Below are 12,409 nucleotides of genomic sequence, written 5' to 3'. Positions count from 1 at the left end.
TCAGCGGTAAGCTCCAGACGGTGGCTGCGTTCGCGCAGCCACTGCGTTTTCCCCGATCAACTTGCAGCTTGCAGCTTCAAGCTCGCAGCTGAATCAGAGATTCCCCATGGCCCTCGATATTCACGCTCACCGGATCCTCATCCTCGATTTCGGCTCCCAGTACACCCAGCTGATCGCCCGCCGCGTGCGCGAGATCGGCGTGTACTGCGAACTGCACCCGTTCGACATGGACGATGAAGCGATCCGCGAATTCAACCCGCGCGGCATCATCCTCGCCGGTGGCCCCGAGTCGGTTCACGAAGCCAACAGCCCCCGTGCACCCCAGGCCGTGTTCGACCTGAACGTGCCTGTGCTGGGCATCTGCTACGGCATGCAGACCATGTCCGAACAGATGGGCGGCAAGGTCGAAGGGTCCGACCTGCGTGAGTTCGGTTATGCCCGCGTGGACGTGGTCGGCAAGAGCCGCCTGCTCGACGGCATCGAGGACCATATCGACGCCGACGGCGTACTGGGCCTGGACGTGTGGATGAGCCACGGTGACAAGGTCACCCAGCTGCCGACCGGTTTCCACGTACTGGCCAGCACCCCGAGCTGCCCGATCGCCGGCATGTTCGACGACACGCGCGGCTACTACGGCGTGCAGTTCCACCCGGAAGTGACCCACACCAAACAGGGCGGTCGCATCCTGTCCCGTTTCGTGCAGGACATCTGCGGCTGTGAAGCCCTGTGGACCCCGTCCAACATCGTCGAGGACGCCATCGCCCAGGTGCGTGAGCAAGTGGGGTCGGCCAACGTCCTGCTCGGCCTGTCCGGCGGCGTGGACAGTTCGGTGGTCGCGGCCCTGCTGCACCGCGCCATCGGCGACCAGCTGACCTGCGTCTTCGTCGACAACGGCCTGCTGCGCCTGCACGAGGGTGACCAGGTGATGGCCATGTTCAAGGAGAACATGGGCGTCAAGGTGATCCGTGCCGACGCTGAACAGCAGTTCCTCGACAACCTGGCCGGCGAAGCCGACCCGGAGAAGAAGCGCAAGATCATCGGCCGCACCTTCATCGACATCTTCGATGCCGAGGCCAGCAAGCTGCCCAACATCCAGTTCCTCGCCCAGGGCACCATCTACCCGGACGTGATCGAATCGGCTGGCGCCAAGAGTGGCAAGGCCCACGTGATCAAGTCCCACCACAACGTCGGTGGCCTGCCGGAGGAAATGAACCTCAAGCTGGTCGAACCACTGCGTGAGCTGTTCAAGGATGAAGTGCGCAAGATCGGCCTGGAACTCGGCCTGCCCTACGACATGGTCTACCGCCACCCATTCCCAGGCCCGGGCCTGGGTGTGCGCATCCTGGGTGAAGTGAAGAAAGAATACGCCGACATTCTGCGTCGCGCGGACCATATCTTCATCGAAGAGCTGCGCAAGGCTGATTGGTACCACAAGACCAGCCAGGCCTTCGTGGTGTTCCAGCCAGTGAAATCGGTTGGTGTGGTCGGTGACGGCCGTCGCTACGCCTGGGTCGTCGCCCTGCGCGCCGTCGAGACCGTGGACTTCATGACCGCGCGTTGGGCTCATCTGCCTTACGAGCTGCTGGAAACCGTCAGTGGCCGCATCATCAACGAGATCGACGGTATCTCGCGGGTGACCTACGACGTGTCGAGCAAGCCGCCGGCGACGATTGAGTGGGAGTGATCCTGCGTCCGGTATAGCCCGGCACGATCTAGCAAAAAATGCCCTGAAGCCCGCGTAATTGCGGGCTTTTGGCTTTTTGCGTTTGGCAAATTCGGATAGAGTTCTGCATCGCCAAGCACGGTGTTTGTGTGACATGGTACGGGGTATTGACTGCATCTAATGCCATGCATGACGCTCAATACCATGTCGTTTGCCTCAGTATTGACATTGTATCGAAAGTCAGGGCCTGGCTCGCGGCGCGTCCGCGCTACAACATGCACTTCACACCGACTCCGGCCTCGTGCCTGAATGGGGTCGAGCGCTTTTTCTCAACGCTGAGCGAGAAATGGATCAAGCGGCAGGCACAGGTTAGCGTCAAGATCTAGAAGCATCGATTGAGCACTACTTGGAAACGTCAACCAGACTCCGAAACCATTCCGGTGGCATGAGAAGGCTGGTGACAGCCTCCTCTCAGTCGCTCGTGCAGCAAGCGCGCTGGGCAAATGATGTTTCCATGATACTTATGAAGCACCACACGAGTGCCCTGAACGGGTAGTTCGTTATCTGTTTGAATAAATAGCCCAATGATTCAGAGGCTTTTAGATTAACGAACTACCCGGGCGGAACACGGGTCTTTGCTATTTAGTCCTTGATATTCCAATGGCCAATATTTGTCTTGTCATCCATGAACCTCAAGACCCCCCCTCAATACTCAATGGCCTACCCGTCCCAGGCTCTCTTTGCCAGATCTCGTAATAATCGCCCTTGTCGACGAACGTCACGGGGTCGAACTTTTTACTGTAGGGCCTCACCCATCCTTTTGTGCTATCGATGTACTGACCCTTCAAGTGCTCGCAGGCAACCTTAAGGTGACCACCCCAGTTACCGTCTTTTTCCCAGCTGTCTACAACTTCAACCCATAACGTAGACCTTAATTTGCCTTCGGTGTGATCTGTGCGAAAGGCGCGTCCATATCTGTCCTTATTGTAGATTGCACCCGCCGTCGTCTTGGCTACATCGCCACCGTCAAGACCGATACCTAGCCCATCATCATCGGTGAACCTCACAATGGCTTTAGAGTTATTCTCGTCATAGCCAAAGTAAAGTTTAAAGGCAGACTCTCTTCGCTTTCCCATAAGACACCTCTATCCTGTTGATGAATGTTACAGCTGTGGAAAAAGACAGTATTTTCATGCCCCAGCGTCATTGTTAATGACGCAGAAGACAAAATCGAAACTCATTGGAAAATAGACGCGTGCAGCCTGTCTAGGTTTTCAAGTCTGTCTTTCGTCGTACCTAACGTAATGCGCCCTTATAGATTTTCATACTGGCAAAAATATCAGGTGATAACCGCCGTGTTAGCGTAATGGCCGCGGCGAGGGAGTCTTCGGCCAAGTCCTCCAGTGTGATGACGCCTGACCGCCTGCCCGCCTGACCCGAGCCGCCCATGATCCAGTTTGCACGCCTGACGTTGAGCGTCCCGATACCTGAAGGCATCACGAACATGACCTTCCGGCACCTGCTGGAGTAGCATCAACTGGCCTGAGCGAGGCTCGCGGTCATAACGGTTATCTTCAAGAAAAAGGCCTGTCGCTACGCCCCGAATGAAAGTGCTGATGCGTGATGGAGTCGTCGTTTGGCTGGCGGCACGCCGGTTGAACCCAGGCAAATTCAACGGGTCGCTCGTGTAGCAAGAGCGCTGGGTAATTGATGTTTCCATGGTACTTATAAAACACCCCACTCGCTGAGCTGGTGAAGGTGCATATTGACCCGAAGAAGGTGATGTTCGCATGGCTGCGGAACGATGGTCTGACATGTCAGGGGGCTGAGTTCATCGAGCGCTATAGCCTGAACGTTGCGCCGCCAGAAGCGCAGATCTTATCTAGTGCAAGCGTGCTGGAGTGGAACCGCGTCAACGATATCAAGCATCTGGCCATCCAATTCGATCTGGATGTCCTGGATCCGACTGAGTGTCGCTCGGTCTTCTTCGGCGAGCCTAACCCGGCCTGCGACCCTTACGAGGCTTCCCTGCAGGGAAAATGAGCGTCGCCCAAGGCGTGCGATTAATCAACGGTGTATCCAAGGCGACTGATGTGGTTGGTTTGGGTATCACCGAGCACCTGCCGTGAGACGCCATCACGCTCAAGGGTAGATTGGCTGAGATCCCGATCCTGAAGTAGTTCTCTAGAAAAGAAAGAGCCAGCTTCTGCTGGCTCATTCAAGCCAGTATGGGTTCCCAACTCAGGCGCCATGAATCACCCTTGATCTCATAGCCACTACCATGCATTTGCTCGACTGGCCGAGATTGGCTATTGAGACGACGCAGGCGAAAGGCTGCTTTTGGAATAGCGTGGGCGTGATCCACGCCATTTAGCAACAGCGTGTTGGCCACCGAGCTATTGCGCTGAAGCGCTTTCGGCTCCCTTACAGGAGGCCGGAAGGGACGGGGCCGCTTAGCGGCCCCATTTGCATTGGATAACAGCCTTTCACTCAATGCTTGGCTGCCAAGCCCAAGCCCTAACGACCGCCGCGACTCAACCCACCCAGCCGCGCCGAAATCGACTGCATCCCCTTGCCCAACTCCCTGAGCGTACTCGCATCCCGGGCGCCTTCTTCACTGGCCGCATGGATCCGTACCGCCAGCTCGTTGATTTCCTGCGTCACGTGGCTCTGCTCCTGGGCGGCGACGGCGATCTGCTGGGCGCGCTGGACGATGTCGTCGAAACTGCCCACGGTGGTGCCCAGGGTCGTGGCCACGCCCACGGCCTGCTGCACCGACTCGCGAGTGCGCTGCGCACCGTGCTGCATGGTGGTGACCGCAGCGTACGATGCCTCGCGTAGATGGGTGATCATTTCCTGGATTTCGTTGGCAGACGTTTGTGTACGGCCGGCAAGCGTGCGCACCTCATCGGCTACCACCGCAAAGCCGCGGCCTTGTTCGCCAGCGCGGGCGGCCTCGATGGCAGCGTTGAGCGCCAACAGGTTGGTCTGCTGGGAGATCGACTTGATCACCTCCAGCACGCCGCCTACGCGCTCGATGTCTTCGCCTAGCTGGGTGATCGCGGTGGCCGCGCCCGAGATGTCGGTCGCCAGGCCTTCGATGGATTCACCGTTGCGACTGACTTGGTCCTGACTCTTCTGCGCCTCGACCAATGAGCTGCGAGCCGTGTCCGAGCAGTCCGTGGTGTTGCGCGCGACCTCATTGGCGCTGGCCGACATTTCGGTGATGGCGGTGGCGAGCAGGGTGTTGTCCACGCGTTGCGCCTCTGCCCGATCGGCCAGGCCAGTGGACAGTTGCGCCAGCTCGTTGGCTTGTTCTTCCAGTGACACCGACTCCTCGGCTATGTGGCGCAGCATGGCCTGCAGAGAGCCGGCGTACTGGTTGACGGCCGTGCGCAACGCGCCCAGCTCATCATTGCGCACAACGTCTAGCTGAGCACCCGCCTGGCCGCCTTGACCCAGGCTTTCGATTTGCGCCGTGGTTTCGTCGATCTGGGTGAGCAGCCGCTTGCCCGCCAGCCATGCCAGCCCCAGCAAAATGGCCAGTAAGGGCAGCAGGAACAGCAGGATCTGGCCGGTGAGCTTGTTCGCCAGGCCGACAACACGAGCTTCGGGGGTGACCAAGCCAATGCGCCAGCCAGTGCCTTCCATGGTAGCCAGGGTGACGTAGGCCGGCCCATCGAGGCGCGCATCGTTATCCAGATAGAGGGTAGTGGTGCCAGCCGGCTTGCTCGCCAGGCTATCGGCCACTGGCTTGAACCACGGTTGTTCCTGGCTCAGGCCGGCAAGGGTCGGCAAGCCCTTGGCGCTTTTTGCATCGGGGAAGAACAACAGGTTACCTGAGGCGTCGACCGCAAAGGCGTAGCCACCGGTGACATTGCCGTTGGCCTTGAGGAAGGCCGCAAGGCCGTCGAGCTTCAGGTCGATGGTGGCGACGCCGGCGAACGCGCCCTGGGCGTGATAAGGCACGCTGCACGTCGTCATGGCGACGCCGCTGACCGGGTCCTGGTACCCATCCGACCAGACACAGCGGCCCAAGGGCGCGGCTTTGGCGCCGGTGTACCAGGACTCAGCCTGATACGGCGCGGTTTGCGCAGCGTTGTACTCGTCCGAGTAATCCAACCCATTGCTGGCGTTGCGTGCCCAGAAAAAACTGCGGCGTTCAGTGCCGGCAACGAAGCCGTTCGGTTCTGGCCACAGCCCGCCGCCTGCAATGGCGGTATCGCCTTGGCTGTCGATCACGTTGGGCAAGTTGGCCTTGATCAGGTTCTCGTCGCGGGGCAGGGTCTCGGCCAGGTGCGCCATCGCAGCCGCGGTGCCCTCGATGCGGTTCACCTGCATGGCCAGCTGGCGGGTGATGGCGCTGGCCGACTGTTCCGCCGCCTCGGTGCCAGCTGCAACCAGTTCAGGCTTGCCGCCCAAGGTCATGACGCTATAGATCGCCAATGCGGTGAGTGCCAGCAACGTCAGGATTCCCAGGGTCATGCGCCCGGAGATGCGATTGGGAAGTAGCGACATGCTGAAGCTCCACAAAATTTAGGTTGGCTTTCATTGATTACGGCAGCCAAGCCCGATAGTTGAGGTGCTACATCATGTTTCGTATGAGCGGACGACCGATGGCGACAAAAAGGCTATGAATCGAGGGGGAATCAGCCAAAGCCGAGCACACTTTCTGATACCCATGAAGCATCGTCACCCTCTCAAACGATAAACGCTGTCCGGGCTGTCTTCAGTCAATGGCGTATCAAGCACCCCTCCCGCCATCGGTAAACCTTGCGCCCATCCCGCAGCCAACACCTGCACGTCCCGCACTGGGTCGCACGCCCTGACCCTTGCATCGCGCAACCGACACGTCTGGGCATCCGTTGCGAACAAGGCGCGGGCAAAGCCCCGGCCCTGTTCCGAAAGCCGTGCGGTTTTGGGGGCGCGGATCGTTGTAAATACCTCAAACGCCTCGGTGGGCTCGTTGCCGGCAACAGCCAGGCAGCGAGCCAGGTGCCAGGCGTCTTCCAGGGCCTGGCAGGCGCCTTGGCCGGAGGTGGGCAATGGCGCATGCGCAGCGTCGCCGATCAACAGCACGTTCGCGCGGCTCCACGTGTGCAGCGGTTCCAAGTCGTGGACTGCAATTCGCCGGACGGCCTGGATGGGGGTTGCCCGGATGATGCGTGAAACGGGCTCGGGCCATTGGGCGAATTTATGCTCGACCTGCGCCCGGTCATCGGCTTGGCCAGCCCCTTCGTTGGACGAGCATGCTTGCGCGGCGGCCCAATACACCAGGTCAGGTCGAACCGCCACCGCACCGAAGCGCTGCCCCGTTCCCCAGTAATCCTGGATCGACACATCGTCCACCAGTGCGCGCGACCCTTGGGCCACGCCGATCCAGTTCACGAACCCTTGATAGCGCGGGGTGTTGTCACCCGCGACGAACTTGCGTGTCACCGATGCCATGCGCCCGTCCGCACCGATCAGCACGTCTGGGCGGATGCGTGTGCCGTTGCCGAAGCGGGCCACGGCCTGGCCCTGGGCATCCAGGTCGATGGCAACTGCCTGGCAGCCGAATTCGACTGCGATCCCCGCCCGCCTTGCATGTGCGAGCAACGCGTCCTGCAAATCCCGGCGCAGCACCGTTACGGTGGGGTAGCCCATGGTTCGGTCCAGCAGTTCGATATCCAGGCCTCCCAACGCATTGCCGGCTGCATCGTACCGGCGCATGGCAAGGGGCCTGCCGCCGACGGCCTGGATAGCGTGCAACACGCCGAGCTGCTCCAGCACAAAGCTGGCGTTGGGCCAGAGCGTCACGCCGGCCCCTCCGGCTGCCGGTACACTGCGGCGCTCAAAGACCCGTGGGTTGAAGCCCTGCTTGCGCAACGCCAGCGCCGCGCTCAGCCCTGCAATGCCTGCACCCACTATCGCTATGTCCACGTTCCAGCCCTCCTTGTTCATTCACTGCCCCGCGCCAGGTCATTGAGCGCTGGGGGCAAAGGGCAATCGTAGATTTCCCCGCTTCAGATCACTAGCGTGCAAAAATGGGACGTTTTCATACCTCAGGTGGGATAGTCAGTGCGCAATGAGCTCGATCTGAATGCGGTCCGTGTTTATACAGCGGTGGTGGATGAGCAGAGTTTCGTCGGCGCCTCGCGTGTGTTGGCCATGCCGTCTTCGAATGTCAGTCGCCATGTCGCTTCACTGGAGCGACAGCTCGGCACGCGCCTGCTCGAGCGCAGCACCCGTCATCTGCGCATGACCGAAGCGGGGCGGCTGTTATACGCACGGGCCAAGCCCTTGCTCGACGCTTTGCGCAGCACCCAGGAAGCACTCGGTGCTGTACAGCGCGAGCTGCGAGGTCCATTGAAGCTGTGTATGCCGGGTGAGGCTCCCAGGCTGCTGGCGCCCATCCTGGCCGAATTTTGCAGCCTGCACCCTGGCATCGAGCTTGAGTGCGATACCCGGGTGACTGGGCTGCAAGTGCTGCGTGAGGACATGGACCTGTGCATCCTCTTTCACCGTGGCCGCCAGGAAGACAGCGAGTTCATCACCTGCGAGCTGGCCTGCTTGCCGAGCATCGTGGTCGCTGCCCCGTCTCTGCTGGCCCGTACAGGTATCCCGCAGCACGTTCGAGCGCTGAAGTCGCTGCCTTGCATCACCACGCTCAGCGCGCTCGGCGGGCAACCCTGGCAGTTTCAAGGTGCCAAGGGCGAAATCGTCAAGGTATCGGTGCGCAGCCGTTACCGCGTCAACAGCGGTGAGCTGGCCGTGGCGGGCGCGCGGCAGGGGATAGGGTTTGCGATTGTGGCGGCTTATCCCTGCCAGGACGATCTGGCGGCTGGCCGGTTGCAGGAAGTGGTACTGGATCTGTGCCCGGCGCCTTTGCAGTTGCTGGCGGCGTATAGCCACCGCCATTCAGTGACGGCGCGGGTGCACGCCCTGCTGGCGTTCATTCGGGAGCGGTTGGAGGCGATGCACAGCTTGCCAGGCGGTTCTGCCGGCGCAGGTTGATCACGGCGTAAAGCGCGCTCACACCGGCAGGCTGTCACGGCCGAAAAAGCGGCCTGTCAGATCGCCTTCACCTTGACCCATTGCTCGGCCTCAAGCCACGCCCCGATCTCGTTGGGGCGCATCGGCCTGGAGAACAGGTAGCCTTGTGCCCAGGTGCAGCCCAGGGTCTTCAGGGTATTGAGTTCTGCCGCAGTCTCCACGCCTTCGACGATGCACTCCAGTTGCATGTCCTGACACAGGGCAATCAGCGACTTGACGATTTTCAAGCTGGCCGGGTTGAGCTGGATGCCGGTGACGAAGGTGCGGTCCACCTTCAGCTTGGTCAGCGACAACGCATGGATCTGGCTGAGGCTGGAGTAGCCGGTGCCAAAGTCGTCCAGGGAAATGCCGCAGCCCAACTCACGCAGGCGGCTGATGGCGCGCTGGGCTTGTGGCAGGTCCTGGATGGCTGCGGTTTCGGTGATTTCCAGGTCCAGGTACGCAGGGTCGAACCGGCTGCTCCTGATCAACGCCACGATCTGCTGGGCGGCCTCTTCCGAGCCACAGTCATGGGTAGACAGGTTGAAAGACAGGCGCATGCCTGCAGGCCAACTGGCGGCCGTGTCCAGTGCCTTGGTCAGCAGGGGCAGCGTGAGGCGATTGACCATGCCGATGCGCTCGGCGATCGGGATGAAGTCACTGGGTGGCACATGACCCAGCTCCGGGCTTTCCCAGCGCGCCAGTGCCTCGAACGCAACGGTTCGCTCGCTGCGAATATCCACGATGGGTTGGAACACCATGTGAAACTCGCGATCAAGGTCCGCCCTGCGCAGGGCCTGCTCGGTCAGCCCTTGTCGATTGAGTTGCTGACGATGGGCAGTGCTGAACAGGCACGCCGTGCCAGGGCGATGACGCTTGCTCTGGTACAGCGCGTAGTCGGCATATTCGTACACTTGCGTGGCTGACGATGCCTGATCCGGAAAGGTGGCGATGCCCAGCGACGCACTGATCTGAATGGGGATGTCCACCAGTACGAATGGCTCGCGCATGCGCGTGCAGACCTTCTCGCCAAAGGCGCGTAGCTGCTCGTCATCCAGGGCCTGAGTAATGATCAGGCCGAACTCGTCGCCCCCCAGCCGGCTCAGGTGCACGCTGTCGTCGAGCAACTCGTTGAGGCGCTGACCGACCTGATACAGCAGCCGGTCGCCCACACTGTGGCCATACAGGTCGTTGACTGGCTTGAAACCATCCAGGTCAATCAGCCCGACGGCCAGGCGGGCGCCCTGGTCACCAGCTTGGGTCAACAGCGTGTCGAGCCGGGAGAAGAACTGCCGGCGATTGGCAAGCCCGGTCAGGCTGTCCACGTTGGCCAGCTGCAGGTTTTCCTCGCTGAGCCTGGCCGTTTGCGCCTGCATGTTCACCAGCCGGGTGAAGTCGGTGTATTGCGCCTTGAGGATGACCAGCATGGCGATCGATACCAGCAGCACATCGAGCGCGGTGGCAATGAACGTGATGATGGAGGTGGAGGCGAAAAACACCACGAACGCTGTGTTGACCACAGCGGTAGTGGCCAAGGCCGCTGGCAACAGGTGCATCATGCAGAAAATGCAGCCGATCACGGTGATGGCCATGTAGAAGGCGACATGCGCCCGGGTGTAGCTGTCGCCATAGGGAAACAGCGCCAGCGACCAGGCCGTGAAGGCCACGGCAACGAAGGGTGCGAGCGTGTTGGTGCGTTTGAGTGCCGTGACCATCTGGGCCGGGCTGCGCACGCGCCTGCGGGTACGTACCCACTCTATCCCTCGGACCAGGCCGAACACCGTCATGATCATCGGGCAGTACACCACCAGCCAGCGCGGCGCCACCGTGAAGTGGGTGCCCGCCAGCATCATGGTGTTGATCAGCAGGATGAAGTACATCATGGGCAGCTGGCGCGACAGCGCGATGTATTGCGCCTTGACCAGGTCGGGGTTGTCCTTGGGTACGGACATCAAAGCTCGCAGGCCGAGTAGTGTTTTTTTCATCAGGCGACGCTCTGAAAGTACAACCAGGTGACAAACCGAACGGATTGCCCTTTTTCAGCTTGAAACGAGCAGGGCGGGACGCTGCTCTCACGGACCGTATCGGCCGATCCTCTGGTTGCTGCAATCGTTCAGACTGGTGGCACTTTGATTTCGTTCCCGCCTGCCAACGCCGCGGTGAGTAGCGCCGGTTATTCCGTGCCGGGGGTGTGGCCGAAATAGGCCTTGTAGGCATGGCAGAAGTTCGCCGGGTTGGCATAGCCGATGTGATAGGCGATCTGCGAGATTTGCCATTTGCGTTCCAGTACCAGGAGGCGTGCAAGCTCCAGGCGCTGTTGGCGAATGTACTGCAGGATCGAACAGCCAAACTGCTGGCTGAAGGCCCGGCGCAGGGTGGTCTCGCTCACTTTCAGCTGTTTGGCCAGGGCGGCGACGGACGGCGGGGCAGTGGGGCTGGTGTCCAGCAGCCGACGCGTTTCCAGTGCCAGGTCGCGGCGGCCACGGTCTTGCTGCAGCTCAGGTGTCGGGGCCTGGCTCGACAGATGGCTGGCCAGCTCCAGCACGATCCCCAGGCTCAGGCTTTCGTAGTGCAGGCGGCGCAAGCTCCCGCTGTAGGGCGAGCGATAAAGCTGCTGGAACAGGCGGCTCAGCGAGGGGGACTGGGGCAACTGGTCGAACTGCATGCCATCGGCCAGCAGGGCCAGCAATGGGTGGAACTGGGGATCGTCCTGAGCCAGTTCGCGCAACGCGTCACCGGCAATGCGCACGCCGGCCATGCGCGCATGGCTGTCGACCGGCAACTGGTCCTGGGCTTCGAGGCTCTCGCTCAGGCCAAGCACGTGCAGCCGACCGGTGTCGTACTGGTTCAGCCTGCCGTCGACCTTGTGCTGCCAGGCGCCGTCGAACACCTGCACGATGCACAGGCTCTCGGGCAGCACCTTGTCGATGCGCAGGGGCTCGGGAAAGTGCAGGTGGCAATCGAAGTACTGCAAGCCCTGGCGCACGGTCTGTGCCCGATAGTGCCCCGTGGCACTGCCCATCACATGAGCGGCACGCGTATCCAGCACGCCTGCCTGGGCCAGGGAGCCAGGGCTGTCGAAACAGAAGGCGGTATCCAGGTAGGGGGTTAGCGATTGCATGCAGGCTCGGTTTCTCGGTGGGGGCAGCGTCGACCAGAAATGGTAACGCGCGCACATTTTCGACAATAGTCGTTGTGACCAACCGGCTGTTTGTTGTGATGAACGGGCAACTGGGTTGGCAGCCTGGCTATTGAGTCCTTCAATACGCGTTTTGTTGCAGATCAGGAAACAAAATCATGTTCGCTTATCGGAAATGGGCTGCCTTGCTGGTTGCCGCGCTCACCCTGTGTATCGGTCAAGCCCAGGCCGAGGACCGCCCGGACGTGGCCAAGAACGTCGTCGCCTACCTGGGCACTGAAGGGGCCAAGGTGTGGACGCTGCGCATTGGCGATCGCGCGGCCAACGAGGCGCTGGTGCAGGTGGAAGGCGTCGATCACGACTGGGATATGCGCATCCAGAAAATGCACGTCGAGAAAACCGCCAAGGATACCCGCTACTGGACCGACGTCGACGGCAAGAAATTCGTCGTGCTGATCATCCAGGGCATGTGGGGGGGCGAGCTGTACCTGCCCGGCGAGGCGCAACCGCGCCAGGTCGGTTACTCGGAAGGTTTGTCGCATCAGGGCAACGCCGAGGCGTTCCTGACCGATTACCTGGCTGCCAAGAAATAA

The 12,409-nt window shown here is 61.0% G+C and carries 9 protein-coding genes and 2 pseudogenes; 6 read left to right on the top strand and 5 right to left on the bottom strand.

The annotated features are described in order from the left end of the window. Nucleotides 1-106 precede the first annotated feature (106 nt). Both guaA and MOP87_RS16165 read left to right on the top strand, forming a co-directional pair. Nucleotides 107-1,684, top strand: coding sequence for a glutamine-hydrolyzing GMP synthase (gene guaA, locus MOP87_RS16170; protein WP_023533313.1), 1,578 nt, complete (start codon nt 107-109; stop codon nt 1,682-1,684). Between the two features lie 215 nt (nt 1,685-1,899). Next, nucleotides 1,900-2,170, top strand: a pseudogene (locus MOP87_RS16165) (IS630 family transposase); the annotation flags it as partial. 185 nt (nt 2,171-2,355) lie between these two features. Here MOP87_RS16165 and MOP87_RS16160 read toward each other — a convergent pair. Then, entirely contained in the window at nt 2,356-2,799 is a 444-nt protein-coding gene (locus tag MOP87_RS16160; protein ID WP_242809807.1) for a hypothetical protein, read from the bottom strand. Between the two features lie 308 nt (nt 2,800-3,107). Between MOP87_RS16160 and MOP87_RS16155 the strand changes: the two are divergent. Together MOP87_RS16155 and MOP87_RS16150 are read left to right on the top strand one after the other, a co-directional pair. After that, nucleotides 3,108-3,206: pseudogene (locus tag MOP87_RS16155) on the top strand (IS5/IS1182 family transposase); the annotation flags it as partial. Between the two features lie 209 nt (nt 3,207-3,415). Then, nucleotides 3,416-3,706 carry a hypothetical protein gene (locus MOP87_RS16150; RefSeq protein ID WP_242809806.1) on the top strand — a complete coding sequence of 97 codons (291 nt, stop codon included), beginning with the start codon at nt 3,416-3,418 and terminating at the stop codon, nt 3,704-3,706. Between the two features lie 474 nt (nt 3,707-4,180). Here MOP87_RS16150 and MOP87_RS16145 read toward each other — a convergent pair whose 3' ends face one another. Together MOP87_RS16145 and MOP87_RS16140 are read right to left on the bottom strand one after the other, a co-directional pair. After that, nucleotides 4,181-6,181: a methyl-accepting chemotaxis protein gene (locus MOP87_RS16145; RefSeq protein WP_242809805.1), complete on the bottom strand. Its 2,001-nt coding sequence runs from the start codon at nt 6,179-6,181 to the stop codon at nt 4,181-4,183. 174 nt (nt 6,182-6,355) lie between these two features. Continuing rightward, complete coding sequence (locus MOP87_RS16140; protein WP_242809804.1) at nt 6,356-7,585, bottom strand: FAD-dependent oxidoreductase; 1,230 nt, start codon at nt 7,583-7,585, stop codon at nt 6,356-6,358. 138 nt (nt 7,586-7,723) lie between these two features. On the opposite strand from MOP87_RS16140, the gene MOP87_RS16135 reads away from it, so the two are divergent. Next, entirely contained in the window at nt 7,724-8,659 is a 936-nt protein-coding gene (locus tag MOP87_RS16135) for a LysR family transcriptional regulator (protein WP_242809803.1), read from the top strand. 56 nt (nt 8,660-8,715) lie between these two features. Here the strand turns inward: MOP87_RS16135 and MOP87_RS16130 are convergent, their stop codons facing one another. Both MOP87_RS16130 and MOP87_RS16125 read right to left on the bottom strand, forming a co-directional pair. Next, on the bottom strand, nt 8,716-10,662 hold the full coding sequence (locus tag MOP87_RS16130; protein WP_236165798.1) for an EAL domain-containing protein: 1,947 nt from the start codon (nt 10,660-10,662) through the stop codon (nt 8,716-8,718). A 188-nt stretch (nt 10,663-10,850) separates the two neighbouring features. After that, entirely contained in the window at nt 10,851-11,798 is a 948-nt protein-coding gene (locus MOP87_RS16125; protein ID WP_027913804.1) for an AraC family transcriptional regulator, read from the bottom strand. A gap of 176 nt (nt 11,799-11,974) precedes the next feature. Between MOP87_RS16125 and MOP87_RS16120 the strand changes: the two genes are divergently transcribed. After that, nucleotides 11,975-12,409, top strand: a complete 435-nt coding sequence (locus MOP87_RS16120; RefSeq protein WP_027913805.1) for a hypothetical protein — start codon at nt 11,975-11,977, stop codon at nt 12,407-12,409.

The sequence above is a fragment of the Pseudomonas sp. I3-I5 genome (genome assembly GCF_022699445.1).
GTDB lineage: Bacteria > Pseudomonadota > Gammaproteobacteria > Pseudomonadales > Pseudomonadaceae > Aquipseudomonas > Aquipseudomonas fulva.
Note: the sequence above shows the minus strand (reverse complement) of the source record. Positions and strands in the feature narration are given on the sequence as shown.

Bases quoted from the DNA above. Each gene is read 5' to 3' on its own strand.
- MOP87_RS16145 (WP_242809805.1), bottom strand. From the start codon at position 6,181: ATGTCGCTACTTCCCAATCGCATCTCCGGGCGCATGACCCTGGGAATC.
- MOP87_RS16130 (WP_236165798.1), bottom strand. From the start codon at position 10,662: ATGAAAAAAACACTACTCGGCCTGCGAGCTTTGATGTCCGTACCCAAG.
- guaA (WP_023533313.1), top strand. From the start codon at position 107: ATGGCCCTCGATATTCACGCTCACCGGATCCTCATCCTCGATTTCGGC.
- MOP87_RS16120 (WP_027913805.1), top strand. From the start codon at position 11,975: ATGTTCGCTTATCGGAAATGGGCTGCCTTGCTGGTTGCCGCGCTCACC.
- MOP87_RS16160 (WP_242809807.1), bottom strand. From the start codon at position 2,799: ATGGGAAAGCGAAGAGAGTCTGCCTTTAAACTTTACTTTGGCTATGAC.
- MOP87_RS16125 (WP_027913804.1), bottom strand. From the start codon at position 11,798: ATGCAATCGCTAACCCCCTACCTGGATACCGCCTTCTGTTTCGACAGC.